This window comes from Phytobacter palmae (assembly GCF_039409775.1).
Classification (GTDB): Bacteria; Pseudomonadota; Gammaproteobacteria; order Enterobacterales; family Enterobacteriaceae; genus Phytobacter; species Phytobacter palmae.
The window spans coordinates 441,237-466,162 of the sequence record NZ_JBCIVJ010000002.1; the positions used below are offsets into that span (position 1 = coordinate 441,237).

Below are 24,926 nucleotides of genomic sequence, written 5' to 3' on the forward strand. Positions count from 1 at the left end.
GGCAAAGCGCCTGCCGCAGAATAAACTCAGCGGTTATTATTCATGTAAGGCCAGGTACTCATTAAATTGTTCAATACTGGGGTAAGACGATTGTGTGCCTTTGCCGGTCACACTAAAGGCAGCGAACAGCGCGGCTTTTTTCATCGCCGCTTCAACATCGCCACCCTGGACATAATAGTGTGCAAAACAGCCGATGAAGGCATCGCCAGCGCCACTGGTATCAATGGCGTTGACCTTGTGGGCCGGAACATGAACTTCACGCTCGCGGGTCATCCATAATGCCCCCTTTTCACCCATGGTCACGATAATATTATTCAGGCCATTATCAATCAGGCTCCGTGCCGCCGTACGAATATTATCGTAAGTATCAACCGGCAGGCCGGTCAGAATTTCAAGTTCAGTTTCATTAGGAATAAAGAAATCACATTTACACGCGTAAGACATATCCAGCTCACGGAGGGCAGGAGCAGGATTTAATAACACCTTAATGCCATGCTTCTTACCAAATTCAATGGCGTGATAAACAGTTTCTAATTGAACTTCCAGTTGCAGGACAATTAACTGGCATTTTTTCAAATCTTCGGCAGCACGATCAATATCTTCCGGAGAGAGAAATTTGTTCGCGCCTTTAATAATTAAAATACTGTTGCTGGAGTTGGGATTAACAAAAATTGGCGCAACGCCGCTACTGGTACAAGGAACTTTCTCAACATAAGTGGTATTAATTCCCCAGGACTCCAGGTTACGAATAGTGTTGTCCGCAAAGATATCGTCGCCCACTTTGGTCAACATCATCACCTTTGAATTCATTTTAGCGGCGGCCACCGCCTGATTCGCCCCTTTGCCACCGCAGCCGATTTTGAAAGCAGGGGCTTCAAGGGTTTCTCCCTCTTTCGGCATCTGGTTGGTATAAGTGATGAGATCCACCATGTTGGAGCCGATGACTGCGATATCCATTTTTACTACCTCTTAGAAACAATCACATAACAATGATATTTTAGTAACATTATCATGTTATTTTAGTATCATTTGTGACAATGATCGCGATTAGAGAATCACATTTGTTACCCGCCAGCCCCCGGAGATCGCGCGCACACCACTTTTATTTCGCGACTGAGAGGATTATAGTGTTGATATCATTACGTGTTCCTGACTGATGGAAAATGTTACTTTAGAAACAAAGCAGACCAAAGCAGAGCGGAGAAAGAGAGTGGAAACGAAGCAAAAAGAGCGTATCCGGCGTCTGGTGGAGTTACTGAAAAAGACCGACCGGATCCACTTAAAAGACGCCGCGCGTATGCTGGAAGTGTCTGTCATGACCATTCGCAGGGACTTTAGCCAGGACGACGAACCGCTACCGTTAGCGCTGCTGGGCGGCTATATCGTAATGGTGAACAAACCCTCCACTCCCACCGCTACGGCACAGCCCACCGTACGTACCCATCATCCTGATGATTTACCTGTCGCTATACTCGCGGCCGGACTGGTGAGCGAGAACGATCTGGTCTTTTTCGATAATGGGCCGGAAATGCCGCTCGTTATCAGTATGATCCCGGATGATATTACGTTTACAGGCATCTGCTATTCCCATCAGGTTTTTGTCGCGCTCACCGCAAAGCCCAACGCAACGGCCATGTTATGTGGCGGTACCTGGCGCGCCAAAAGTGACGCTTTTTACGATCCGAATAACCCCTCGCTGTTAGATTCTTTAAATCCGCGAAAAGTGTTTATTTCCGCCAGCGGCGTACATGAGCATCACGGCGTGACCTGGTTTAACCTCGATGATTTACCGATGAAGCGAAAGGCGATGGAGCACGGCATGCGCAAGATTCTGCTGGCGCGCTATGCCCTGTTTGATGAAGTCGCCCCGGCGAGCATTGCGCCGCTGTCCGGGTTTGACGTGTTAATCAGCGATCGTCCCTTACCGGCGGATTACCCGGCGCATTGCCGTAATGGGTTTGTGAAAGTGATAACACCCGACTCAGAAAACGATCAGGCCCGCTAAGCGGGCCCGTTGTCACATTACTCGAAGAACACGGCCAGTTTATTGAACATCCCTGGCGAAGACTGGTTACGCACGACCTGCACCACGTCTTCCAGCTTCTCAATCTGGCTAATCATCTGTTCCAGACGCTGATCGTCATTCACCAGTAGCCAGATGCGACTTTGCTCGCTGTCTTTAATGGGCAAACAGAGAATGCCCTCCACGTTAAACGCACGGCGGGCAAACAGGCCGCAGACGTGGGTCATAACACCCGGATGGTTACGCACGGTGAGTTCGAGGATTACGTTGTCAGAAATTGTCTGTTGCATGGCTTATTCCCCCACCATTTCAGTATTTGCCGCACCTGGCGGCACCATCGGATACACTTTTTCTTCGGCGTCAATGCGCACATGAATGAGCGCCGGCCCTGGACGTGAGATGATCTCCTGCAGCGCGGCATGCGGGTCAGCTTCACTGTTAAGATCACAGGTTTGCAGGCCAAAACCTGCGGCAATCTGCATAAAATTAATCGTCCCCGGATAGGTCGCCGCGAATACGCCCTGCTTGTAAAACAGGCTCTGCTGCTGATGTACCAGGCCTAACGCTTCGTTGTTCATCAGGATGATTTTTACATCCATATTATTTTCTGCGGCGGTCGCCATCTCCTGAATATTCATCATCAGGCTACCGTCGCCGGAAAAGCAGATAACTTTGCGTTGCGGGTTCGCCAGCGCAGCGCCGATTGCCGCTGGCAGGCCGAAGCCCATGGTTCCCAGCCCGCCGGAAGTCAGCCACTGACGTGGTCGATTGAGCGGGTAAGCCTGGGCGGTCCACATCTGATGCTGACCCACGTCGGTGGAGATAATAGCCTCGTCATCAACACAGGCAGCAACGGCATTGATCAGGCCGTAATGGGTCAGCGGGTCACCGCCCTGCGGAATGGCAGACGGAAACTCTTGCTGCAATTGCGCCACCAGACCGCGCCACTCCTCACGAGGTTGTGCGTCAATGTGCGGCAGCAGTTGCGCCAGTACTTCGCCCACATCCCCCTGAATGGCAACGTGCGGCTGTTTGATTTTACCCAGTTCGGCGCGGTCGATATCCACATGAATGATTTTCGCGTTCGGGCAGAACTGCTCGGTTTTACCAATCGCCCGGTCATCAAAACGTGCACCAAGAACAACCAGTAAATCAGCCTCTTGCAGAATAAAGTTGGTACTGCGTGCGCCATGCATGCCCAACATCCCCAGTGACAACGGATGCGCTTTTGGCAACATTCCCAGCGCCATTAAGGTCATGGTGGTCGGCAAATTCGCTTTTTCCGCCAGTGCGCGCACCTGTTCCGGCGCGTTAATCACCCCGCCGCCCAGATACAGCACCGGACGCTGCGCGGCATTAATCATTGCCGCCGCTTCTTGCACACTTTTCGCATCAAACATCGGAGCAGGTGCTCTGCCGCCGGGCTCAGGCAGCTCACTCAGTTCGATGGTTGCGGTCTGAACATCTTTAGGAATATCTATCCACACCGGGCCTGGACGGCCGGATTGCGCAATGCGAAACGCGTCGCTTATCACCTGTGGAAGTTCGGCGATATTACGCACCAGGTAATTGTGCTTAGTGATGGGGATAGAGATGCCGTAAGTGTCGACTTCCTGGAACGCATCGGTGCCGATCATGGAGGCAGGCACCTGTCCGGTGATACACACCAGCGGGATGGAATCGAGACGCGCATCGGCGATGGCGGTCACCAGATTGGTGGCACCCGGCCCGCTACAGGCCATACAAACGGCCGGTTTGCCTTCGGTACGGGCCATGCCCTGGGCGATGAACCCGGCGCCTTGCTCGTGGCGCGCCAGTACGTGGCGAATTTGCGTGCTCTGACTTAATGCGTCATACAGCGGGAGAACGGTCCCGCCAGGAATACCGGCTACCGTAGTAATGCCCTGACGTTCCAGTAAATGAACGATCAACTGCGCGCCGGTAAAGCGTGTCGTTTGTGTTGTGCCCGAACTTGCCATGCTCCAGTCCTTTTCTTCTGGGCCGACTTACCGGGAGGGTCAAAACGAAAAACCCCGCCGGTTTGCGCCGGCGGGGTTTTGGAATCGTGTGTTGTTCCAGTCCCTACGGCGCATTGCCGACGACCACCACCACACGCACGACGACCACCGCGGCGTTATGCGCGGTTTTTAGTAGGTTCATCGTCATAGTGGAAGCGTTCATTGGGGGACTCGTATTTTGAATGACTAACAAGATTTATACAAACACAGGAATGGCGTTTGAACAACCGGTTTTTACGCCACAACGGCAATATGCGTCGCCGATCACATTTTAATAGTCAGGCGATAAAAACAAAAAACCTCGCCGGAGCGAGGTTTTGAGCAGGTTTTTGCGGTTGGTAGCCGCAAGCACACTGTGTTACGTCAACAGTGCAACTATACGATCAATTAACCCTGCGCGCAAATTATGCACACACTACGAGCAGTTTGAGTATGAAACAGGATGCAAATTTCGTCCAGAAATTACTGTATATATTTACAGTATCAATTTATAATGGTCTTGCCGACCACGGTGTGTATGAGGGGCCGCAATGATACGGGCGCAGATAAAGTCCTGGCTGAAACGGGTGGTGCCGTCAGTGCCTTAACCCCTTGAGAGCACACTGTGTTACGCCAACAAAACGGCTGGTTACAGGCAGCGGAAAGGTACGCCAGCCGGTCGTGCTCCTTGCCAAAGGAGAGAGACGTATGGGCGAAATCGATATGGTTATCCTTATCCTGAAACTCATAGTTGCCTTGCTGCAACTGCTTGAAGCTGTCCTGAAGTTACTGCGGTAATTCAGGTTCAAGTCGTACCTAAGAGGGGCGGGCAACCGCCCCTCTTTAATAAACACCGGCAAACTTCCTAATCGCACAGAATAGTCGCTCCGATCACTGCTTTCATGGTACGTTTTTACGCCGCCCACTGACACTGCATACTCATGACTGTTACTGTTTTTTGTATTCTGCTGTTTGCCGCACTTTTACATGCGAGCTGGAACGCGATTGTTAAAGCGGGCAGCGACAAACTCTATTCCGCCATCTGCGTCAGCGGCTCTGCGGCATTAATCGCCCTGGTAATGCTGCCCTTCTCACCACAGCCTTCGCTCGCCAGCGTCCCTTATCTCGCCGTTTCCTGCCTGTTACAGGTTGTCTATACGGTGCTGGTTGCTAAAACGTATCAGGTTTCGGATATGAGTCAGACCTATCCGTTAATGCGCGGCACCGCGCCGCTACTGGTAGCGTTGATAAGCGTTCTGCTGTTGGGTGATACATTATCGACCTTTGCCTGGCTCGGTATCGCAGTCATTTGCCTTTCCATTCTTGCCATGGCCTGTAACGGGCGACACAGCTCAACGCGCGGGATTTGGCTTGCGCTGCTGAACTCCTGTTTTATCGCCGGATACACCCTGGTGGACGGCACAGGCGTTCGCCTTGCAGGCAGCGCATTCGGTTACACTCTCTGGACTTTTTTCATGAACGGTTTTTGCCTGTTGGCCTGGGCGATGTTCGCTCGCCGTCGCGAAGTCTCTCACTATCTGGTGAACAACTGGAAAAAAGGGCTGCCGGGCGGTATTGGCACCATGGGCTCGTATGGGCTGGCATTATGGGCGATGACCCAGGCACCGCTGGCGGTGGTCGCCGCGCTACGCGAAACCTCCATTCTCTTTGGCGCGCTGCTCGCCTTTTTAATGCTTAAAGAAAAGGTCGCCGGATTACGTATTGTTGCCGCCTGCGGCATCGCTGCGGGTGCTATTTTACTGCGTCTGTCCTGATCATACTGGCAACAAATGTTGCCGAATATTGTTTACAAATCCTGCCTGGCGGCGGTCGTTCTTTCTGACCCCGCATCTTGTCGTGTCACATTACTGTGGTAGATTCCTCTCGCATTTTACGGTTATGGCAGCACCATATTCTTTATATATCTATTTTTAAAACGTATTCAGCGAAATGAAAAGACAGCGTAATGTCAGTTTACTTTTGATGCTGGTCCTGTTGGTGGCGGTAGGACAGATGGCGCAAACCATTTATATCCCCGCCATTGCAGGTATGGCGCAGGATCTTAATGCCCGTGAAGGGGCGGTACAAAATGTCATGGCCGCCTACCTACTGACCTATGGCATATCACAACTCTTTTACGGCCCGTTAGCTGACCGTTTTGGCCGTCGTCCGGCGATTCTCTGCGGTTTAACAGTGTTTATGCTGGCCACCCTGGTCGCTGTCACGACCCACAGCCTGACCGTATTGATAGCCGCCAGCGCCTTTCAGGGCATGGGAACCGGCGTCGGCGGCGTAATGGCGCGCACCCTGCCGCGCGATCTCTATTCCGGCACCGAATTACGCCACGCTAACAGTTTGCTGAATATGGGCATTCTGGTAAGTCCGCTGCTTGCGCCGTTGATTGGAGGTCTTCTGACCACCCTCTGGGGCTGGCGCGCCTGTTTTGCTTTCCTGCTGGTACTCTGCGCTGGCGTCACATTCAGTATGGCGCGCTGGATGCCGGAAACGCGCCCGACAGGTACCGTAAAAATGGGGCTGATCGCCCGTTATCAAACCCTGCTGGGTAACGGTATGTTTAACTGCTATTTGCTGATGCTGATTGGCGGGCTGGCTGGTATTGCTGTGTTTGAGGCCTGCTCAGGCGTGTTGATGGGCGCAACGCTCGGGCTTTCCAGTATGGTGGTCAGTATTTTGTTTATTCTGCCCATTCCGGCAGCTTTCTTCGGGGCCTGGTTTGCCGGGCGGCAAAATGCGCGCTTCTCCACACTCATGTGGCAGGCAGTCGCCAGTTGTCTGCTGGCAGGCGTCATGATGTGGATCCCCGGCTGGTTTGGCGTGATGACAGTCTGGACGCTGCTGGTTCCCGCCGCGCTCTTCTTCTTTGGTGCGGGCATGCTCTTTCCACTGGCGACAAGTGGTGCCATGGAGCCGTTCCCTTTTCTGGCAGGAACGGCGGGGGCGCTGGTTGGCGGCATGCAAAATATGGGGTCAGGCGCGCTGGCCTGGTTTTCGGCCGGACTCCCTCAGAACAGCCAGTTTAGCCTTGGGATGCTGATGACGCTGGCAGGACTTTTGATTCTGCTGAGCTGGCTGCCGCTGGTGCTGCGCCAGAAGCGCCATGAACATGAACAATCGGCTTCCCTTCCCGGCGATCCGGCTTCGCATCCGCCTTCTCACAGTCCGGTGAAATAATCGTTTTCAGCAACGGTTCGGTTGTTGGACGCCACGCCCCCTCTTCGCCATCATAAAACTGCGTATCCGCATTGAGGGCGAAGGGGATTTGCGCTTTTTTCAGTTCACAGGACATAAATGCGGCAAATGCCAGCTGCGATTCACCAGGCGGGCTTTTAATCGTTTCACCCACTGACCAGCCGCCGACCCAGGTAGCGTGACCGGTTTTTTGCTGCCAGTGCACCGCGGTGTTAATGCGCGCTCTGATTGCCGCTTTCTCTGCCGCCGTACCTGAAGTCCACGGGTATTTTCCATTATTCTTCAACGGGCCCCACGGGAAGATATGCCACTCCGCCAGCAGGTAATTCTGACTACGCCCTGGCAATTTCAACGACATTAAATCCTCGGGCGCGGCCCGCAGGCGCGGCGCAATAAAGATCATGCGTTGCGGGTTGATGTCGTGGATGGTCCTGATGATATTTTCATACGCGCGATTAAGCGCTGGCATATCGTGATTGAGCTTATCCGCAGGCTCATAAATCAGGTCAAACCCGAGCGTCGGATGTTCGCTGCCAAAGTAATTAGCCACCGTTGACCACCACGCCACCAGTTGCGCTTCATTTTTCGCACCCGGCTCCGCCTTAAATGTATCCGCCTGGTAGGAAATAATCGGGATCACGCCATATTTTTCGCAGGCCTCCACCAGCTTTCGCAGATGAATCAGACGGGCTTCGGTTAAGGGATCAGCCACCCGGATACGCACATGACGAATCCCTTCTGCATAAAAATCACGGACGATAAGCGGATCGAACTCACGGATACCGCGCTCAGTTCGCGCCCAGTCGACATCCATGCCCACGCCCAGTTCCTGAGCGTAGCGTGTCGCCGTAAGCGGCGTCTCAGCAGCAAATGCAGGCATGCCCGCCAGAAGTAGAGCAATCGCTAATAGTGGTTTTAACACAATTGACCTTGCCAAAATCGGTGGTGATTACATGTATTTAGCATGATTTATCGCCGAATACGTAGCGTATAAACGTAATAAATTCGCAGTTATGCGACAGAATGTGAAGATTATGCCCTGCTATACCGTCATAAACGTTGTCGATGCTGGCGCTTATAAAAGAAATCGACCACTGTAGAGCATACTCCTTTCACTTATTGTGCAGAAATTAACATGAATCCTGACCAAACAGAGACACTCATCGCGCAGTTCCCGCAGCTAAAATCTTTGATAAATTTGCAGGAAACGACCTGGTTTAACCCTGGCACAACCTCTCTGATGGAGGGACTGCCTTATGTCGGCCTCACGCAGGAGGATGTTGAGGACGCCCATGCTCGCCTCAGTCGTTTCGCGCCCTATCTGGCTAAAGCTTTCCCCGAAACGGCAGCCTCTGGCGGCATCATTGAATCTGAACTGGTCGCCATTGCGTCTATGCAAAAACGGCTGGAAAAAGTGTACGGGCAACGTATTAGTGGCGAAATGCTGCTGAAAAAGGACAGCCATTTGCCTGTCTCTGGCTCCATCAAAGCCCGTGGCGGTATTTATGAAGTGCTGGCTCACGCGGAAAAACTGGCGCTTGAGGCCGGTTTACTGCGCACCGACGATGACTACAGCGTGCTGCTCTCCCCTGAATGCAAACAGTTCTTTAGCCAGTACAGCATTGCCGTCGGCTCGACCGGCAATCTGGGATTATCAATTGGCATAATGAGCGCCTGTCTCGGCTTTAAGGTCACGGTGCATATGTCTGCCGACGCCCGCGCCTGGAAAAAAAACAAACTACGCAGCCATGGCGTGATTGTCGTCGAATATGAAGAAGATTACGGCGTGGCGGTGGAGCAGGGGCGCAAGGCATCGGAGTCCGACCCAAACTGTTTTTTTATTGACGATGAAAACTCCCGCACGCTGTTTCTGGGCTATGCGGTTGCCGGACAGCGCCTTAAAACGCAATTCGAACAACAAGGACGCGTGGTGGATGCCGAAAACCCGCTGTTCGTCTATCTGCCGTGCGGCGTGGGCGGCGGTCCTGGGGGGGTGGCCTTTGGCCTGAAACTGGCGTTCGGTGATAACGTCCACTGCTTTTTTGCCGAGCCGACCCATTCACCCTGCATGCTGCTGGGGGTTTATACCGGGTTGCATGATGCAATTTCTGTTCAGGATTTAGGTATCGATAATGTTACCGCGGCAGACGGGCTGGCCGTCGGCAGAGCATCCGGGTTTGTGGGTCGCGCCATGCAACGCCTGCTGGATGGCTTCTATACGCTGGACGATCAAACGATGTACGACCTGCTCGGTATGCTGGCGCAGGAAGAAAATATTCGCCTTGAGCCCTCCGCACTGGCAGGAATGGCTGGGCCACAGCGCGTTTGCGCGAGCGCGGAATATCTGGGTTCACATGGGTTTACTGCGCAACAATTAGACAAAGCCACGCACATCGTCTGGGCGACCGGGGGTGGCATGGTGCCAGAAGAAGAGATGGCGAACTATCTGGCAAAAGCCCGACAGGTTTAAGGCTTCTGCCTGTCACAGAGAATTGAGAATATGGCGGATATGCGTTAACCCAAACAGTAGCGCCAGGGAGAGCACGGCCAGCGCGATAAGCAGCTTATCGCGGATCGCGCCGGGCTTTGCGAAATCGCTGCTTTCAACATCCATCAGGGTGCGATTGCGCGTATAACGCCATAGCAAACCACCGACCAACAGCAGCACCACCAGCGAGATCCAGAAGGTGACTCCTGAGTGCTGCCAGTTGTGCTTCACCGCAAAGGCAAGCAGGGCGATGTAGCCAAAAAATGTCCGTAGCCAGGCAAGCGAAGTGCGCTCCGGCTGCAGCCCCGGATCTGCCGCACGGCGCGCCTTACGATCATCCGCCATACAACACCAGCCCTATTACCACGACAGCCACCGTCAACAGAACGGCGCTTATCACCAGCAGACTGCGCGTATAGGGCAGGTCTTCTTTCAGGCGCATCGCTTTTTCATTGCGCAGCCAGCGCATATAGCCATAAACCGCCAGCGCACCAGCAAAAAGACAGAGCAGCAGCGCCAGCACCTGGCGAATCAGCGGGGTAGCAAATTCCGGCGCCAGTTGATCAAGCCCGACGCCCGCCGCCAGGAAGCCCAGCGCGGTGCGTATCCACGCTAAAAAAGTGCGCTCATTGGCCAGCGAGAAGCGATAATCCGGCGCTTCTCCCAGGTGGGAAATCTTCATGAAGGCTCCTTAGTCTCTCTTAAGCGCATTTTTTCTCCTCAATGATATTATTGAGCATAACAACTTCGCATCGTAAAGGAGCTATGGGCAATGGTTTCACAGAACAAATTCAGTTCACTGGGCATGATATTAGGCGTTATTGCGTTAATAATCGGCCTGGTACATTTCTCAATGGGTCCATTTTTCTCACCACCACCTACGCTGGAAAATGTCATTGCAGAGAAAGTCTCGGCGGTGAAAAAAGGCATTCAGGCGGGCCTGAAAGGGGAAACGGTGCCCATAAGCGAAGTGCATAAAAAGTCGATTGATATTGACCAGGCGGTGGATACAGCGGGTATCGCGATGGCCATCGCGGCGCTGCTTTGCGCATTTATCGGCGGAATGCGCAAAGAGAGCCGCTGGGGAATTTGTGGTGCCCTCTGCTTCGGCGGCGGCACCCTTGCATTTCATGCGTTGCTATTTGGTATCGGTATTGTCCTTGGAATCCTTTTGCTCTTAGCCATTATTGCTTTTCTCACTGGCACTTCGCCTTTCTGACCAGCTAACTGACGCCCCAGAACAGCACGGCCAGCAGCTGTGGCGTGATAATACGTAAGAACATTACCAGCGGGTAAACCGTGGCATAAGAGAGCGCGGCGGCTCCGCTGGTGGCGTGCAGGCCGTTAGCAAAAGCCAGCGCCGGGGGATCGGTCATCGAACCAGCCAGCATGCCGCAAAGAGTCAGGTAGTTCATCTTTGCAAACAACCGCGCCAGAATCCCGACAGTCAGCAATGGAATAGCGGTAATAAAAATCCCGTAGCACATCCAGTTAAACCCATCGCCGTGGGTCAGCGTTGCGATAAAATCACCGCCAGATTTCAGCCCGACCACCGCGAGAAACAGCACAATACCCAACTCACGCAGAGCAAGGTTGGCGCTGGGCGGCATGAACCAGTAGAGCTTACCCACGCTGCCGATACGCCCGAGTATCAGCGCCATGATCAGCGGACCGCCCGCGAGCCCCAGTTTTAATGCCACCGGAAAGCCGGGAACAAAAACAGGAATCGACCCCAGCAACACCCCCAGCCCAATGCCGATAAAGACGGGCAGCATCTGGACTTGCTGGAGTTTGTGCTGCGCGTTCCCCACCTCAGAAGCCACCGCATCAATCGCCGCCTGACGCCCGACCAGGTTCAGAATATCGCCGAATTGCAGGCTGGAATCACTGCTGGCTACCAGCTCCACCCCGGCGCGGTTAAGACGGGAAATCACCACGTCATAGCGCTCTTTGAAGTGCAGATCGCGAATGCGTTTACCCAGGACTTTTTCATTGGTGACCACCACACGCTCAACGCGCAGATCGGTTCCCCGCGTTGAGAGCGAGGTATCAACCTCCTGGCCCATCACCAGTTGCGCGCTATGCAGGTCTTTCGGCAGGCCAACAAGGTGCAGCAGGTCACCCACCTGAATGATCGTGCCCGGCGAAGGTACCATCAGCAATTCATCTCGTTTCAGGCGCGAACAGATGATTTTATCGCTGTTCAGCATCGGCACATCCTGAATCGCCATATTGTTCAGGTTCGGATTTTCCACGCGAATATTGATGGTCTTGATCAGCGAGTTACCCGAGCTGATGCCCGCATCATGCAGTTGCGCTTCCTGCTCAACATTGATGCGAAAACCGACGCGAATCAGCCACATGGTCAGTAAAATGCCGCAGATGCCGAACGGGTAGGCCATCGCATAGCTCATCCCCATTTGATCGAGAACATTAGACGGCGTTCCCAGGTCATGCAGGATCTGCTGCCCGGCCCCGAGTGCCGGGGTATTGGTGACCGCACCGGAGAAGATACCCAGAATGACTGGCAGTGGAATATTGAAGAGTTTATGCAAAATAGCGGTGACCAGGCCGCCAAGTATCACAATCAGAATGGCAAACAGGTTCAGGCGTAACCCGGAAACGCGCAACGAGGCAAAAAAGCCCGGTCCGACCTGAATACCGATGGTATAGACGAAGAGGATAAGGCCGAACTCCTGCACGAAATGCAGCATTGGACTGCTCAGGGTAATCCCGGCTTGATCAATAAAATGACCGACGATAATACCGCCGAAAAGCACGCCACCAATCCCAAAACCCACGCCGCGTATTTTTACATTGCCGATCCACAAACCGACGACCGCGACCAGCGCCAGCATGCTTACGGTTAACGCTATATCACTCATGATGGCTCCCTGTGAATAACATTGTAAACACAATGGATTCTCTCAGAGCGGCAGCGGGATGTATGGGCTTTGGCGCACAAAAAAGCCCCGCCGAAACGGGGCAAGCTAAACGCAAAACGGTCACCCTGAGGTGACCGTTTTTGGCGTTTACGTATTCTTCCGTATGAGGGAGCAGAAGCGCGGGCATCAAGCCGCTAAATCCCTCCGAAAAAATACGATAATCAACTATTTAATACCGGGCGCTCGCTAATGGCGATCCGCTGAGGCGCAATGACTTCCGGCACGTTACGGGTCAGGTCAATATGGAGTAAGCCATTAGCGAAGGTCGCGCCAGATACCTCCATATTTTCCGCCAGCGTAAAGCTCAGGGTGAAAGGTTGGATCACCAGCCCCTGGTGCAACCATTTAGGCTCGTTGGCCGGTTTTTCCGGCGAACCTTTGATGACCAACCGTGTGCCTTCCAGCTGAATATCCAGCTCTTGCTGGTTGAATCCGGCTAAAGCCAGCGTAATGCGGTAGTGGTTGTCATCGCCCTTTTCAATGTTATAGGGCGGGAATGTCTGATGCTCAGTGGTGCTTTGCAGCGCGTTAGCCAGTTTGTCAAAACCGATCCACTGACGCAGCAGCGGGGATAAATCGTAGTTACGCATGATATTTCTCCTTCTGAGAAGCGAGTAAGTTACTGCAAGCCTGTGGCTCGCATATGCTCCCTGACGGCAAGCATTCAGTTCAGCTAATTAGTTAATCTCAATGCGACGCGGTTTCTTTGCTTCCGGAACAACGCGTTCAAGATCAACATACAGCAGGCCATTCACCAGATTTGCGCCTTTAACATGGATGTTTTCAGCAAGCTGGAATTTGCGCTCGAAGTTACGTTCGGCGATGCCCTGGTAGAGGTAGGTGCGTTCTTTCTGTTCAGTCGCGTGTGCGCCTTTCACGATGAGCAGGTTGTCCTGCGCGGTGATGTCCAGTTCGCTTTCCGCGAACCCCGCTACCGCAATCGCGATGCGATAATGGTTTTCGTCAACTAATTCAACGTTATACGGAGGATAGCCGCCGTTGCTTTGGTTTTGATTGTTTTCCAGCAGGTTGAACAGACGGTCGAAACCAATGGCTGAACGATAAAGCGGAGAAAGATCGAAGTTTCGCATACATAAAGCTCCTGAAATCAGCGAGATTGTCATTGGCCTTCCACAATGGACAGGCCGCGGTAGCTCAACACCCTTCCGGCGTGTCTTCCGGCTACACACATAAAATAGGGGTGACGCTTATGTTTTCAAGGGTCTTTTTCTGACTTTTTTTTGCAGTTTCTCGCGCTTTGCATAGACTGGGATCACAGCACAAAAGGTGAAAGTGCGAATGTCGCCACAGAGCGCAGCATGGAGGCTGTCTTTTTTGGTGCAGGACAGATATAACGCCAGCAGCAGTCTTCATACTGCCCATAACAATGATTAACTGATGATGAAAAATACTCTGATTGTTTCGACGCTGCTTAGTGGAATGGTGTTACTCAGTGGTTGCTCCAGCGTGATGTCGCATACCGGGGGCAAGGAAGGCGTGTATCCGGGTACGAAAGCAAGTTCCACTATGTTGTCGGACGATAACACCAATATCGGCATGAAATCACTGGTGGTTCTGGATATGCCTTTTACAGCCGTCATGGACACGATACTGCTGCCGTGGGATATGTTCCGCACCGACAGCTCCGTAAAATCTCGCGTTGAGAAAAGCGAAAAGGCCACCATGGCGACGGATAGTATTATCCCACCCGCCCCCATGCCCGGGCAGTAAAATCAGATCCCGGTTTCCGTTATCCAGATCTGGCGAAAACCTGCAATCTCCTCCATCCAGGCGATATAACGACCATCCGGCGAGAACACGACCGCATCAGCGGACGGTGGATTGCCATGATCGGTTGTCAAAAAGGTGATATCGCCGCAAGCGGCATCGCACAGTGCGATACGATTATCCAGCACAAAGCCCAACGCTGTGTCCGAAGGATGCCAGTTAAAGGCAGACTGGATGCCCTTATCCGTCTGGGTTAGCTGCTGCGGTTCGCCCCCCTCCGGTGAGAGCAGCCACAGCTGGACAACCCCCGTATCATCACGCATTAAAAACGCAATCGCACTGCCCTGCGGGTTACTGCGCACCCAGTGGCGCGGTACGTTAACTAACCCTGGAAAGGAACGGTGATGGGTAAAAGTCAGACGTCGTTGTGAAACCCCGGCTGGTGGTGCAGGCAGGCTTGTCGGCGTGCCCTGCAGCGGCGTATCGCCAGGCTGCTTCCATCCCTGTGCTCCTTTTGGCAGATCAACGATAAATAACTCCGGCACTTTCTCGCCTTTTAACGACAGCGTATCGCCAATAAAAGCCAGCTTATCGTTACCCACCCAACCCTCTTCATACGCACGGTTGATCTCATCGCTGCCGGGAACAGGCACGGGCGTAGTACGGCTTATCAGCACACTCCAGTGGCTACCTGTATACTCGCGTGGATGTGCGAGCGGAGGTTGCACCGGGCCAAAGGGTACGGCGACGCCGACGTTACGTAAATCCTGCGCCGGGTCCAGCTCATGCATAACATGGTCGTTATAAGTAAAACTGACGTTCTCGCCGTTGGGGCTGAAAACATGCACATGGCTACCGCCGCGCAAGGCGCCCGGCGTAAAGGGTGCAGTGATGTCCAGCGCGTCCAGGTTAGCGGTTTTTCCGTGCGCGTGAATAACGCCGCGACGATGGTGAAAATCGTAATGCCATTCAGCATCGGGGTTTTCCGGACCGTGGATAAAGACATATTTCTCTTCATCGGGATGAACGGTCACGACGCCTACATGTGCCCCCTCTTTCGCCTGATAGATCACCTCAACGGCACCAGTATGAATATTGACCCGCTCGATAGTTTCGCCGGTAAATGATGCACCGGAAGGCCGTACATCAAACACCAGCCACTGACTGTCCGGTGTCCAGGTGTGAATATTGGTGAGCTGGTGATGACGGGGGGCGGTAGTAATTTGTCTCATGTGATGGATGACCCTGATGCCATATTTCGCATCAGGGTATCGCAAGGCGGGGGCATTAACCTACCCGTTTTACATCGCCGACCAGCAGGATGTAAGAAAGTGCGCCAATCAATGCCACCACGGAGATATAGACCAGCGCAGGGGCAAAACCGTAGCTCTGTGCCAGGTAACCGATAACCAGCGGCACAGTAATACCGCCCAGACCGCCAACAAAGTTAAAAACACCACCCGTCAACCCAATCAGACGCATCGGCGCAAGAGAAGAGACCAGTGACCAGGTGATTGAGGCGAAACCGTTGCCGAAAAACGCTATCGCCATCAGCGTCATGATCCACACCGGGTCATTAGTGTAGTTCGCGCCCATAATGCAGGTGGAGATCAGCAGGCCACAGATGATGGGTGTTTTACGTGCCGCGCCAAGGGAGACCCCCTTACGCACCAGTCTGTCCGCCAGCCAGCCGGAAAGCAGCACACCAAAGAACGCGGCGAGGAATGGCACCGTAGTCATAAACCCGGCTTTGAGCGCAGTGATACCTTTTTCCTGGGTCAGATAGTTCGGAAACCATGTCAGGAAGAACCACAGCGTGGAGGTGACGGCGAATTGCCCCAGATAAACACCGACCAGTTTACGATGGAACACCAGTTTCCAGTCTGCTTTAGTGAGCGGCTGGCGCGCCTCTTTGGTCACAGGTGCATCGCCGTCTACCAGACCGCCGCCTTCACGAATGTATTCCAGCTCTTCATGTGTGACGCTTTTGGTCAGACGCGGCGGTTGATAGACCTTGAACCAGATTAAGGACCAGATGATGCCAATCCCGCCGGTAACGATAAATACCCAGTGCCAGCTCAGCAGCTCCTGAATCCAGATAAGCAGCGGCGTAAGAAATGCCAGGCCGACAAACTGACCGGAGGTGTAGAAGCCAACGGCAGAAGCGCGTTCGTGTTCCGGGAACCAGCTGGTCACCATACGGTTATTGGTCGGAAAGGCGGGCGCTTCAAAAATCCCGGTGATGGCACGCAGGCCAATCAGCGACATTAATCCTGTCGCAAAGCCCTGGAACAGGGTCGCCACCGACCAGCCAAAGATGGCGATAAAATAGGTAAGACGAGAACCAACCCGGTCAAGAAACCAGCCGCCGGGGATCTGACATAACGTATAAAGCCAGGCAAAAGCGGAAAAGACATAGCCCATTTCCGCTTTAGTGATACCAAACTCTTGCTGAATATGTGCGGAGGCCACCGCGAGGTTGGCCCTGTCGACATAACAAATAACAACCGTAATAAAGATCATCACCAGCGTCAGATAACGCCGACGACCGACTTTTGCAGCAGTAACTGAAATATCCATCGCAATCTGTCTCCAGATTTTGGGCATAGCGAGGCCGCTCACCATGCCCGGTAAATTACAGAGGGTGTCTTTAAAATTTTTATTAATAACTTAATGGCATTGCGCTAAATAATTCGTGCTGGGGGACAAAACGCATTAGCGTTTTTGAACAGCGCATGCGCTGGTCCCAAAGGGGCGATAACGCGGCAAGTTTTCGCATTCCCGTGTGTATATAAAAATATGTGACCGGAATAAGAAAATGCAGCCAGCGCACCACCAGTGCGAACTATGACGCGCATTTACCACTCGGCGACGGTGCCATCTTCATTCCGCCAAACCGGATTACGCCAGTCCGGCGCATTCTTACTCAACTCAATAACCTTCTCTTCATCAATATCCACACCCAGCCCTGGCTTCATCAATGGCTTAAAGAAGCCGCCTTCCATATTGAAATCTTCTTTATTTTTCACGAAGTCGAGTAATTCGGCGCCTTTATTGTAATGAATGCCCATACTCTGCTCCTGGAATACCGCATTGTGGGAAACGAAATCCACGTGCAGACAGGCCGCCAGCGCCACCGGGCCAAGCGGACAATGCGGGGCCAGCGCCACGTCATAGGCTTCGGCCATTCCGGCAATTTTGTAGCACTCGGTAATTCCGCCAGCGTGGGATAAATCCGGCTGTAATATAGAAATCCCCCCCGCTTCCAGTATGCGTTTAAATTCAAAACGCGAGAACATACGTTCGCCAGCGGCAATCGGAATATGCGTTTGCGCCGCCAGACGCGGATAATATTCCGCCTGCTCCGCCAGTACCGGCTCTTCAATAAATAACGGGCGATACGGCTCAAGTTCTTTAATTAATACTTTTGCCATCGGCGCACTGACGCGCCCATGGAAATCGAGGCCAAATTCAATTTCATTGCCAAAGGCTTCACGGATTTGCGCCACGGTATTCACGGCGGCATCTACCGCCCGGGAATTATCAATCACCCCCATCTCTTCACAGCCGTTCAGCTTGAAAGTATCGAAGCCGATGTTGCGCAGGGTTTTAATGCCGTCAATGACCTCAGCCGGACGATCACCGCCGACCCAGCTGTACGCTTTGATTTTGTCACGTACCAGGCCGCCCATCAGTTGCCAGACCGGCGCATTATGGACTTTCCCTTTGATATCCCACAGCGCCTGGTCAATGCCGGCAATGGCGCTCATCAGAATCGGGCCGCCACGGTAAAAACCAGCACGATACATCACCTGCCATAAGTCATTGATACGTGAAGGGTCCTGGCCAATAAGATAATCACTCAGCTCATGTACCGCCGCCTCAACCGTGCGGGCGCGCCCTTCAATGACCGGCTCCCCCCAGCCAACAACGCCTTCATCGGTTTCGATTTTCAGGAACATCCAACGCGGGGGTAAACGGTAAGTGGTGAGTTTGGTTATTTTCATTGCACTGCCTCTCGATACGCGTTAACAAAAGCGGTTGCCTGTTGCGCGGTGCGTTCCACGGGCTGCCCGGCACGATACAGATCGCTGCCCAGCCCGGCGCCCATGCAGCCAGCCTTAATCCATTGCGCCAGGTTTTCTGGCGTTACCCCACCCACGGCAAAGACCGGTACGTCCGACGGTAAGACCGCTTTCAATGCTTTGATGTAGTCCGGGCCAAAGGCCGAAGAGGGGAAAATTTTCAGTGCCTGCGCCCCCGCATCAAGCGCGGTAAACGCTTCGCTGGCGGTCGCGCAACCCGGGCAGATCGTCATGCCGTAGCTCACCGCGCGGCGAATGACGTCGGGCTGAATATTGGGGGTGACGATCAGTTTGCAGCCCATCTCAGCCAGTTGGTCAACCTGCTCCGGCCTGAGAACGGTGCCCGCGCCGATAAGTGCTTTGTCGCCATACGCCGCGACGATAGCCGGTATGCTTTTTTCCCACTGGGGTGAATTAAGCGGGATCTCTACCGCATCAAAACCAGCGTCAATGACCGCGCCGACGTGCGCCAGCGCTTCATCAGGGGTAACGCCTCGTAATATTGCGATAAGCGGAAGGTTAGTTTGCCACTGCATGAGCGATGCTCCTTATTCCTGTCTTAAATGCGGTGTCGCCGGAGATGACCATAGCCTTGCGGCCAACTGCCTCCAGCGCCTGTTGATAGCGGCCGGATAGAGTGTTTCCCGCAACGATGGTGACCTGATGCTCGGGATAGTGCTCAGCCATGCTGGCTACTTCGGCGCCAATCAGCAGGCCTGATAAAAACTCGCTAACCTGTTCACGCGGCAATTTACCGAGCACATGGGCGGCACGGACTTCGAACAGTTGCGGCAGAATAGCGGGCGTAGCGAGGCCGCGTTCGAGCCCGGATGTAAATGCCGCAGGTGACACCTCCTGCTCCGGCAGCCCCGCGCCCACCAGCGAATGGTGGAGCAACAAATGATGCAATTCACCCGTCATCACGGTGCGAAAATCATGAATCTGGTAGGCATCTGCACGCACCCATTTGCAGTGGGTGCCCGGCATCACATAAACAGAAGAGGGAGAAAGTTCGCGTGCGCCCAGGAGTTGCGTCTCTTCGCCACGCATTACGTTGTGGTTATCGTCGCGAGAAATGCACAGGCCGGGAATAATCCAGACATTGTCGCCAACGGCGGTTAACTGCTCGCCAATAGCAGAGAAAAAGGCAGGAACGGGTAAGTAAGGAGCCACTTTCCAGCCGACATTGCTGCCAATCATCCCTGCCATCACTACCGGCGTTTGCTCATTGCGCCAGCCGTGGGTAATTTCTGCTAACACCGCTTGTGGGGATTTGCCATTCAGGCGCGTAACACCTGCTTCTGATTGTCTGCTCTCCAGGCATTCTGCCTCCTGATAAAGCCAGGCGCGTAAGTTGGTCGACCCCCAGTCAATTGCGATGTAGCGAGATGTCATGTGATTTCCTTAAGCCTTCGGGTAGAGCTGGCGATCATGGTGAGCGCCGCCTGCTCTGCTGCATCACCGTCCTGATGCCGTATCGCATCGAACAGCGCCTTATGTTCCTGGAGCGTTTTTGGCATGTTGGCTTCATCGCACATCCAGGTTCGTTCAAATACCGCCCGCTGAAGCGAACTGATCGCCACGGTTAATTGCTGTAAGACCGGATTATGTACCGACGCCAGCACCGCTTCGTGGTAACGAATGTCCGCCTCATTGAACGCATCGCGATTCTGGTTATTCGCAATCATGTCGTTGAGCGCCGCCTCGATTTGCGCCAAATCGCTTGAGGTCGCGCGCTCTGCCGCCCAGCGAGCAATGGCCGGCTCCACGAGGTTTCGCACCTCGCTCATCGCACTGATGAGTCGCGGGTCATAGTCGTTTTCCAGTACCCATTGCAGTACTTCGGTATCGAGGTAATTCCACTGATTGCGCGGCGCCACAAATGCACCGCGATATCGTTTTATCTCGATGAGCCTCTTCGCCATTAATGAACGAAAGACTTCGCGAATGATGTTGCGCGAGGTTTCAAATTCCTCGCAGAGCTCTGCTTCTGCCGGAAGTGCTGAGCCGGGGACATATTTCCCGGCCACAATCTGGTGCCCTAACGTGATGACGATGCGGTCAGTTTTGGTGAGTGTCATGGCATGCCCTTATTTGCTGTGTATGCATGCCTACTTTACCTCGACCGGCGATTTTCACCTCATCCTTGCAGTACAAACAGCGCTTACTTTTCTTTCGATGAAATCGAATGTAGTACAATGAATTATTGTTGTACTACAATTTAGATCGCAAAATGAACGATAGATCACAAAATTAACCGCCTTTACTTCACCTTCACTTCACCCGAGCCGCTTATCGTCCTAATCAACATGAGGAGGGGATATGCAGCATTTTGATGTGGCGATTATTGGTCTGGGGCCTGCGGGAGCAGCGCTGGCGCGGCAGTTAGCAGGCAGAATGAGCGTGCTGGCATTAGACAAAAAGCAACAATGCGGGACGGGCGGATTTATGAAACCATGTGGCGGATTGCTGGCCCCGGACGCGCAACGTTCATTTATCCGTGCGGGTATTACGCTGCCGGTGCAGGTGCTGGCCGATCCGCAAATTTTCAGCGTACAGACGCTGGATGTGCAAACGGGAATTGAGCGGAATTATCAACGCAGTTACGTCAATATTGACAGACATGCCTTTGATTTATGGATGAAATCGTTAATCCCTGCGTCGGTCACTGTTCACCACGATGCTTTGTGTAAAAAGATCAGCCGACAGGACAGCCTCTGGCATCTGACATACGTGGTTGACGGTGAAACACAGGAAGCGACGGCAGATTATCTGGTGGGCGGCGATGGTGCGAACTCCATGGTGCGGCGTTTTCTGTATCCCGATCATGAGATCCGCAAGTACGTCTCGCTACAGCAGTGGTTCAAAGACCGTCACTCGTCACCGTTTTATTCCTGCGTGTTTGATAATGAGACAACGGATTGTTATGCATGGAGTATTTGCAAAGATGGTTATTTCATTTTCGGTGGGGCATTTGCCATGAAGGATGGCAGAGAGAGTTTTAACCGCCTCAAACAGCGCCTTGAACCCTTTGATTTCCGCTTTGGCGACGCGGTGAAAACAGAGAAATGCACAGTGCTGTGCCCGTCCCGCTGGGCGGATTTTGTCTGCGGTAAAGAGAATGCGTTTCTGATTGGCGAAGCGGCTGGATTTATCAGCGCCAGTTCGCTGGAAGGGATCAGCTATGCACTGGATAGCGCGGAAATTCTGGCAGAAGTATTATGCGGAGAAACAAAAAACCGCAACGCAGAATACTGGAAGAAAACGCGAAAATTACGCGTGAAATTGCTGGGAAAAGTCATCAAAAATCGTTGTCTGACGACACCATGGATACGCGCTCTGATCATGAAAAGTGGGGCTGGTCATATCCCGATGCAGAAAGCGACGCATACGCAGGCAAGGGCCTGATCGCCCCTGCCTGGCGGCAGATTAATTCAGCACAAACTTCTCAATGGCATACGCTACGCCATCTTCGAGGTTGGATTTGGTGACAAAATTGGCCACCTCTTTCACCGACGGAATGGCGTTATCCATTGCCACACCCACGCCAGCATACTCGATCATGGCGATGTCGTTTTCCTGATCGCCGATGGTCATGATCTCTTCCGGCTTGATGCCCAGAACCTCGGCCAGAGATTTCACCCCGGTACCTTTATTGACGCGCTTATCAAGCATTTCGAGGAAGTACGGCGCGCTTTTCAGTACGGTATATTTCTCTTTCACCTCTGCCGGAATGCGGGCAATCGCTTTATCGAGGATTTCCGGTTCATCAATCATCATCACCTTGAGAAACTGTGTGTTCGGATCCATGTTTTCCGGCTCACAGAACACCAGCGGGATAGTGGCGACGTAGGATTCGTGCACCGTGTAGAAGCTGATATCGCGGTTGGCGGTGTACAGCGTATTGCGATCGAGCGCGTGGAAGTGCGAACCGACTTCGCGGGACAGTTTTTCCAGATAGCGGTAATCGTCATAGCTCAGTGCCGTTTGTGTCACCGTGCTGCCATCATGGGCGTTTTGCACCAGCGCGCCGTTGTAAGTGATGCAGTAATCACCTTCCCGTTCCATATGCAGCTCTTTGACGTAGGCATGAACCCCGGCATAAGGGCGGCCTGTCGTCAGCACCACTTTCACTCCTTTTTCACGCGCCGCGGCGATCGCGTTTTTTACAGCAGGTGAAATTGTGTGGTCAGGCAGCAGTAAGGTGCCGTCCATATCGATTGCAATAAGTTTGATAGCCATGAGATCCCCGGGATAAATGAGTACTGCCTCATGCTAACGCGATTAAGCACACAAAAATAGAGCTACATTGCGCAACAGAAACACCCCTTTTACACCAATCCCGGGGAACGAAGGCTCACTCGCGGGTAAGAACTATTTTGCCGAACGCGCCGCGGTCAAGATGTTCAAATGCCTGTGCAAGCTCGTTGAAGTGGTAGCGATGCTCAATCACAGGTTTCAGCCCATTGACATCAACAGCACGCACCAGATCTTCAAGCGCACGGCGGTGACCGACACCAATCCCCTGGATCACCGGCGATTTCAGCAACAGTTCGCTGGCAGGCAGCGAGATTTCACTCCCGGCCAGCACGCCAATGACTGAGATTCGCCCATGAACCGCCACGGCTCGCAGGGAATGTTTCAGATTTTCCCCGCCCACGGTTTCAATAATATGGTCAATGCCGCGATCTTCAGTCAGCGTCAGTATCTCCTCCACCCAGTCGCCTTTTAGCCGGTTAATACCCTGAACAGCCCCCAGTTTTTTTGCCTGCGCCAGTTTTTCATCACTGCCGGACGTGACAAACACTTGCGCCCCCTGCGCTTTGGCGATTTGTAGCGCGAATATCGCCACCCCACCCGTCCCTTGTACCAGCACCGACTGACCGGCGCGTAAATTGCCCCGCTCCACCAGCGCGAACCAGGCCGTCAGCCCTGCACAAGGCAAGGTGCTGGCCTCTGCGTCATCCAGGGTTTCCGGGGCGGCAACCAGCCAGTTTTCATTCATAATCACGTATTCAGCCAGCATTCCCTGGAAATAACCTCCGAGGGTTCTGTAGGGCAAAATGCGTGCGTCCGCTTTTGGCTTGCCGTCGATCCACTCCGGGAAGAAGTTCGAAATAACGCGTGCTCCGGCTTTGAAACGCGTTACACCCTCGCCAGCACTGTCCACGACACCCGCCATGTCAGAAGCCGGTGTAAAGGGGAAGGTGCGGGAAATTGGCATGTTGCCTTCAATAACCATTTTGTCGCGATAGTTGAGCGCAACGGCATTCACCCGCACACGTACTTCACCCGGGCCAGGCTGAGGGAGGGGCTCCCGGATAAGTCTGAGGTTGTCGCGCCCGAGGGCGTCCATTGACCAGCGTTGCATCGTCTCTGCCATCCTATTTCTCCTGCCATCAAATGAGGTTCACTATCGATAGTCTAACGTTGACTAAGAGTCGCCAGTGGCGATAAGTTTTCTCTTTATTGATGCAAAAATGGATACAATTCATGAGCGATACGCTGAAAGATATTCCCGTTTTTGTGGCTGCCGTTGAAGCGGGCAGTTTTGCTCAGGCCGCGGTCCGCCTGCATTTGTCACGTTCGGCAGTGGGAAAAAGCATCGCCCGGCTTGAACAACGACTGGGGGTACGCCTGTTCCAGCGCACCACCCGCAGTCAGCGGCTGACCGATAACGGCGCGCTTTTTTATGAGCGTTGTCTGCGCGCGCTGGAGGAGATCCGCAGCGCAGAATCGCTGCTGGAGACAGGGAAGCAACAGGTGAGCGGCCGCCTGCGCGTGGCTATGCCAGTACTATTTGGTCGTCAGTGCGTCGCCCCGCTGCTGATAGCGCTGGCGCAGGAACACCCCGGGCTTGAGCTGGAAATGTCATTCAGCGACAGGGTAGTGGATCTCGTGGAGGAAGGGTTTGATATGGCGGTACGTAACGGCGCTCTGGCAGACAGCACCGTGTTGGCCGCCAGAAAACTGGGTGAGCATCAAATGGTTCTGTGCGCCGCGCCGGATTATCTGATGAAAAAAGGCCATCCAGAAACCGTTGCCGATTTACGTCAGCATACGGCCATTAACTATCTGCAAGCAGGCAGAATTTTACCCTGGCAACTTGCGGATAACGAAGGAAAGCCGCAAACTCTGGTTCTTCGCTCATCACTCAATATGGATGATTTACAGGCAATCTGCGACGCAGCGATAGCCGGACACGGCATTGCATGGTTGCCCTGCTGGATGGCAAGCAAAGAGATTCAGAATGGGAAACTCGTCCTGCTCTTCAGGCAGGCGCCGGATGTGCGCTTTGACGTTCATGCGGTCTGGCAGAAGACGCCACATCTGCCGTTGAGGATGAGAATTGCCATAGACACGCTGGTGAGCCGCTTACCGACGGCGATGTCGCTGGATTTTCCTGACCCCATAAAAAAGCCGCGCTAAAAGCGCGGCCCAGGTATGGCT

At 53.4% G+C, this 24,926-nt stretch carries 26 protein-coding genes and 1 pseudogene; 9 read left to right on the forward strand and 18 right to left on the reverse strand.

Features of this window, described 5'->3' with window-relative positions:
• Positions 1-36: 36 nt before the first annotated feature.
• Entirely contained in the window at positions 37-957 is a 921-nt protein-coding gene (rbsK, locus tag AAIG39_RS04740; RefSeq protein ID WP_090088107.1) for a ribokinase, read from the reverse strand.
• Positions 958-1,210: 253 nt separating this feature from the next.
• Between rbsK and AAIG39_RS04745 the strand changes: the two genes are divergently transcribed.
• A complete protein-coding gene (locus tag AAIG39_RS04745; RefSeq protein WP_249572120.1) occupies positions 1,211-2,005 on the forward strand; it encodes a DeoR family transcriptional regulator in 795 nt (264 codons plus the stop codon).
• Positions 2,006-2,022: 17 nt separating this feature from the next.
• Here the strand turns inward: AAIG39_RS04745 and ilvN are convergent, their stop codons facing one another.
• The 3 genes from ilvN to ivbL all read right to left on the reverse strand — a co-directional run bounded on the left by ilvN (position 2,023) and on the right by ivbL (position 4,204).
• A complete protein-coding gene (ilvN, locus tag AAIG39_RS04750; protein ID WP_090088103.1) occupies positions 2,023-2,313 on the reverse strand; it encodes an acetolactate synthase small subunit in 291 nt (96 codons plus the stop codon).
• 3 nt (positions 2,314-2,316) lie between these two features.
• Positions 2,317-4,002, reverse strand: coding sequence for an acetolactate synthase large subunit (gene ilvB / locus AAIG39_RS04755; RefSeq protein ID WP_343193293.1), 1,686 nt, complete (start codon positions 4,000-4,002; stop codon positions 2,317-2,319).
• A 103-nt stretch (positions 4,003-4,105) separates the two neighbouring features.
• A complete protein-coding gene (ivbL, locus tag AAIG39_RS04760) occupies positions 4,106-4,204 on the reverse strand; it encodes an ilvB operon leader peptide IvbL (protein ID WP_103281084.1) in 99 nt (32 codons plus the stop codon).
• Between the two features lie 524 nt (positions 4,205-4,728).
• Between ivbL and tisB the strand changes: the two genes are divergently transcribed.
• The 3 genes from tisB to emrD all read left to right on the forward strand — a co-directional run bounded on the left by tisB (position 4,729) and on the right by emrD (position 7,212).
• Entirely contained in the window at positions 4,729-4,818 is a 90-nt protein-coding gene (gene tisB, locus AAIG39_RS04765) for a type I toxin-antitoxin system toxin TisB (protein WP_343193294.1), read from the forward strand.
• A gap of 143 nt (positions 4,819-4,961) precedes the next feature.
• Positions 4,962-5,795, forward strand: a complete 834-nt coding sequence (locus tag AAIG39_RS04770; RefSeq protein ID WP_249572122.1) for an EamA family transporter — start codon at positions 4,962-4,964, stop codon at positions 5,793-5,795.
• A gap of 175 nt (positions 5,796-5,970) precedes the next feature.
• Positions 5,971-7,212, forward strand: coding sequence for a multidrug efflux MFS transporter EmrD (gene emrD, locus AAIG39_RS04775; protein ID WP_090088096.1), 1,242 nt, complete (start codon positions 5,971-5,973; stop codon positions 7,210-7,212).
• Here the strand turns inward: emrD and AAIG39_RS04780 are convergent.
• A pseudogene (locus AAIG39_RS04780) lies at positions 7,094-8,152 on the reverse strand (cellulase family glycosylhydrolase); the annotation flags it as partial. The gene emrD and the pseudogene AAIG39_RS04780 overlap by 119 nt on opposite strands.
• Positions 8,153-8,365: 213 nt before the next feature.
• Here AAIG39_RS04780 and dsdA point away from each other — a divergent pair.
• Positions 8,366-9,700: a D-serine ammonia-lyase gene (gene dsdA / locus AAIG39_RS04785; RefSeq protein WP_343193295.1), complete on the forward strand. Its 1,335-nt coding sequence runs from the start codon at positions 8,366-8,368 to the stop codon at positions 9,698-9,700.
• 12 nt (positions 9,701-9,712) lie between these two features.
• Here dsdA and AAIG39_RS04790 read toward each other — a convergent pair whose 3' ends face one another.
• Positions 9,713-10,063 (reverse strand): DUF202 domain-containing protein, encoded by a 351-nt coding sequence (locus AAIG39_RS04790; RefSeq protein ID WP_090088092.1) that lies wholly within the window; start codon positions 10,061-10,063, stop codon positions 9,713-9,715.
• Positions 10,053-10,400: a YidH family protein gene (locus AAIG39_RS04795; protein WP_090088091.1), complete on the reverse strand. Its 348-nt coding sequence runs from the start codon at positions 10,398-10,400 to the stop codon at positions 10,053-10,055. Before AAIG39_RS04795 ends, AAIG39_RS04790 begins: the two co-directional genes overlap by 11 nt.
• A gap of 90 nt (positions 10,401-10,490) precedes the next feature.
• Here AAIG39_RS04795 and AAIG39_RS04800 point away from each other — a divergent pair, with 90 nt between their 5' ends.
• Positions 10,491-10,937 carry a hypothetical protein gene (locus AAIG39_RS04800; RefSeq protein WP_090088089.1) on the forward strand — a complete coding sequence of 149 codons (447 nt, stop codon included), beginning with the start codon at positions 10,491-10,493 and terminating at the stop codon, positions 10,935-10,937.
• A 4-nt stretch (positions 10,938-10,941) separates the two neighbouring features.
• On the opposite strand, the gene AAIG39_RS04805 is transcribed toward AAIG39_RS04800, so the two are convergent.
• The 3 genes from AAIG39_RS04805 to ibpA all read right to left on the reverse strand — a co-directional run bounded on the left by AAIG39_RS04805 (position 10,942) and on the right by ibpA (position 13,754).
• Positions 10,942-12,603, reverse strand: a complete 1,662-nt coding sequence (locus tag AAIG39_RS04805) for a putative transporter (RefSeq protein ID WP_090088087.1) — start codon at positions 12,601-12,603, stop codon at positions 10,942-10,944.
• A gap of 221 nt (positions 12,604-12,824) precedes the next feature.
• Positions 12,825-13,253, reverse strand: coding sequence for a small heat shock chaperone IbpB (gene ibpB, locus AAIG39_RS04810; RefSeq protein ID WP_090088085.1), 429 nt, complete (start codon positions 13,251-13,253; stop codon positions 12,825-12,827).
• Positions 13,254-13,340: 87 nt separating this feature from the next.
• Positions 13,341-13,754, reverse strand: coding sequence for a small heat shock chaperone IbpA (gene ibpA, locus AAIG39_RS04815; protein ID WP_047372478.1), 414 nt, complete (start codon positions 13,752-13,754; stop codon positions 13,341-13,343).
• Between the two features lie 307 nt (positions 13,755-14,061).
• Here ibpA and AAIG39_RS04820 point away from each other — a divergent pair, with 307 nt between their 5' ends.
• Positions 14,062-14,394 (forward strand): YceK/YidQ family lipoprotein, encoded by a 333-nt coding sequence (locus tag AAIG39_RS04820; RefSeq protein ID WP_090088083.1) that lies wholly within the window; start codon positions 14,062-14,064, stop codon positions 14,392-14,394.
• A gap of 2 nt (positions 14,395-14,396) precedes the next feature.
• On the opposite strand, the gene AAIG39_RS04825 is transcribed toward AAIG39_RS04820, so the two are convergent.
• From AAIG39_RS04825 to dgoR, 6 genes are all read right to left on the reverse strand, one after another.
• Entirely contained in the window at positions 14,397-15,623 is a 1,227-nt protein-coding gene (locus AAIG39_RS04825; RefSeq protein ID WP_343193296.1) for a YidR family protein, read from the reverse strand.
• Between the two features lie 55 nt (positions 15,624-15,678).
• On the reverse strand, positions 15,679-17,016 hold the full coding sequence (locus AAIG39_RS04830) for an MFS transporter (RefSeq protein ID WP_343193297.1): 1,338 nt from the start codon (positions 17,014-17,016) through the stop codon (positions 15,679-15,681).
• A 233-nt stretch (positions 17,017-17,249) separates the two neighbouring features.
• Positions 17,250-18,398 carry a galactonate dehydratase gene (dgoD, locus tag AAIG39_RS04835; protein ID WP_343193298.1) on the reverse strand — a complete coding sequence of 383 codons (1,149 nt, stop codon included), beginning with the start codon at positions 18,396-18,398 and terminating at the stop codon, positions 17,250-17,252.
• Positions 18,395-19,012 (reverse strand): 2-dehydro-3-deoxy-6-phosphogalactonate aldolase, encoded by a 618-nt coding sequence (locus tag AAIG39_RS04840; protein WP_090088078.1) that lies wholly within the window; start codon positions 19,010-19,012, stop codon positions 18,395-18,397. The genes dgoD and AAIG39_RS04840 overlap by 4 nt, the downstream gene beginning before the upstream one ends.
• Positions 18,996-19,871, reverse strand: a complete 876-nt coding sequence (locus AAIG39_RS04845; RefSeq protein WP_343193299.1) for a 2-dehydro-3-deoxygalactonokinase — start codon at positions 19,869-19,871, stop codon at positions 18,996-18,998. The genes AAIG39_RS04840 and AAIG39_RS04845 overlap by 17 nt, the downstream gene beginning before the upstream one ends.
• The gene (gene dgoR, locus AAIG39_RS04850) at positions 19,868-20,557 is read right to left on the reverse strand and encodes a D-galactonate utilization transcriptional regulator DgoR (RefSeq protein ID WP_343193300.1); all 690 of its coding nucleotides are present in this window, start codon (positions 20,555-20,557) and stop codon (positions 19,868-19,870) included. The genes AAIG39_RS04845 and dgoR overlap by 4 nt, the downstream gene beginning before the upstream one ends.
• Positions 20,558-20,798: 241 nt before the next feature.
• Here dgoR and AAIG39_RS04855 point away from each other — a divergent pair, with 241 nt between their 5' ends.
• Entirely contained in the window at positions 20,799-21,884 is a 1,086-nt protein-coding gene (locus AAIG39_RS04855) for an FAD-binding protein (RefSeq protein WP_343193301.1), read from the forward strand.
• Between the two features lie 21 nt (positions 21,885-21,905).
• On the opposite strand, the gene yidA is transcribed toward AAIG39_RS04855, so the two are convergent.
• Positions 21,906-22,718 (reverse strand): sugar-phosphatase, encoded by an 813-nt coding sequence (yidA, locus tag AAIG39_RS04860; protein WP_249572131.1) that lies wholly within the window; start codon positions 22,716-22,718, stop codon positions 21,906-21,908.
• A 115-nt stretch (positions 22,719-22,833) separates the two neighbouring features.
• Complete coding sequence (locus AAIG39_RS04865) at positions 22,834-23,859, reverse strand: zinc-dependent alcohol dehydrogenase family protein (RefSeq protein WP_343193302.1); 1,026 nt, start codon at positions 23,857-23,859, stop codon at positions 22,834-22,836.
• A gap of 110 nt (positions 23,860-23,969) precedes the next feature.
• Between AAIG39_RS04865 and AAIG39_RS04870 the strand changes: the two genes are divergently transcribed.
• Positions 23,970-24,905, forward strand: a complete 936-nt coding sequence (locus AAIG39_RS04870) for a LysR family transcriptional regulator (RefSeq protein WP_249572133.1) — start codon at positions 23,970-23,972, stop codon at positions 24,903-24,905.
• Positions 24,906-24,926: the final 21 nt, after the last annotated feature.

Bases quoted from the DNA above. Each gene is read 5' to 3' on its own strand.
- AAIG39_RS04840 (WP_090088078.1), bottom strand. From the start codon at position 19,012: ATGCAGTGGCAAACTAACCTTCCGCTTATCGCAATATTACGAGGCGTT.
- ilvB (WP_343193293.1), bottom strand. From the start codon at position 4,002: ATGGCAAGTTCGGGCACAACACAAACGACACGCTTTACCGGCGCGCAG.
- AAIG39_RS04795 (WP_090088091.1), bottom strand. From the start codon at position 10,400: ATGAAGATTTCCCACCTGGGAGAAGCGCCGGATTATCGCTTCTCGCTG.
- emrD (WP_090088096.1), top strand. From the start codon at position 5,971: ATGAAAAGACAGCGTAATGTCAGTTTACTTTTGATGCTGGTCCTGTTG.
- AAIG39_RS04865 (WP_343193302.1), bottom strand. From the start codon at position 23,859: ATGGCAGAGACGATGCAACGCTGGTCAATGGACGCCCTCGGGCGCGAC.
- rbsK (WP_090088107.1), bottom strand. From the start codon at position 957: ATGGATATCGCAGTCATCGGCTCCAACATGGTGGATCTCATCACTTAT.
- AAIG39_RS04845 (WP_343193299.1), bottom strand. From the start codon at position 19,871: ATGACATCTCGCTACATCGCAATTGACTGGGGGTCGACCAACTTACGC.
- AAIG39_RS04855 (WP_343193301.1), top strand. From the start codon at position 20,799: ATGCAGCATTTTGATGTGGCGATTATTGGTCTGGGGCCTGCGGGAGCA.
- AAIG39_RS04805 (WP_090088087.1), bottom strand. From the start codon at position 12,603: ATGAGTGATATAGCGTTAACCGTAAGCATGCTGGCGCTGGTCGCGGTC.
- dgoR (WP_343193300.1), bottom strand. From the start codon at position 20,557: ATGACACTCACCAAAACTGACCGCATCGTCATCACGTTAGGGCACCAG.
- AAIG39_RS04830 (WP_343193297.1), bottom strand. From the start codon at position 17,016: ATGGTGAGCGGCCTCGCTATGCCCAAAATCTGGAGACAGATTGCGATG.
- ibpA (WP_047372478.1), bottom strand. From the start codon at position 13,754: ATGCGAAACTTCGATCTTTCTCCGCTTTATCGTTCAGCCATTGGTTTC.
- AAIG39_RS04825 (WP_343193296.1), bottom strand. From the start codon at position 15,623: ATGAGACAAATTACTACCGCCCCCCGTCATCACCAGCTCACCAATATT.
- AAIG39_RS04770 (WP_249572122.1), top strand. From the start codon at position 4,962: ATGACTGTTACTGTTTTTTGTATTCTGCTGTTTGCCGCACTTTTACAT.
- AAIG39_RS04800 (WP_090088089.1), top strand. From the start codon at position 10,491: ATGGTTTCACAGAACAAATTCAGTTCACTGGGCATGATATTAGGCGTT.
- dgoD (WP_343193298.1), bottom strand. From the start codon at position 18,398: ATGAAAATAACCAAACTCACCACTTACCGTTTACCCCCGCGTTGGATG.
- ivbL (WP_103281084.1), bottom strand. From the start codon at position 4,204: ATGAACGCTTCCACTATGACGATGAACCTACTAAAAACCGCGCATAAC.
- AAIG39_RS04870 (WP_249572133.1), top strand. From the start codon at position 23,970: ATGAGCGATACGCTGAAAGATATTCCCGTTTTTGTGGCTGCCGTTGAA.
- AAIG39_RS04820 (WP_090088083.1), top strand. From the start codon at position 14,062: ATGATGAAAAATACTCTGATTGTTTCGACGCTGCTTAGTGGAATGGTG.
- yidA (WP_249572131.1), bottom strand. From the start codon at position 22,718: ATGGCTATCAAACTTATTGCAATCGATATGGACGGCACCTTACTGCTG.
- AAIG39_RS04790 (WP_090088092.1), bottom strand. From the start codon at position 10,063: ATGGCGGATGATCGTAAGGCGCGCCGTGCGGCAGATCCGGGGCTGCAG.
- dsdA (WP_343193295.1), top strand. From the start codon at position 8,366: ATGAATCCTGACCAAACAGAGACACTCATCGCGCAGTTCCCGCAGCTA.
- ilvN (WP_090088103.1), bottom strand. From the start codon at position 2,313: ATGCAACAGACAATTTCTGACAACGTAATCCTCGAACTCACCGTGCGT.
- ibpB (WP_090088085.1), bottom strand. From the start codon at position 13,253: ATGCGTAACTACGATTTATCCCCGCTGCTGCGTCAGTGGATCGGTTTT.
- tisB (WP_343193294.1), top strand. From the start codon at position 4,729: ATGGGCGAAATCGATATGGTTATCCTTATCCTGAAACTCATAGTTGCC.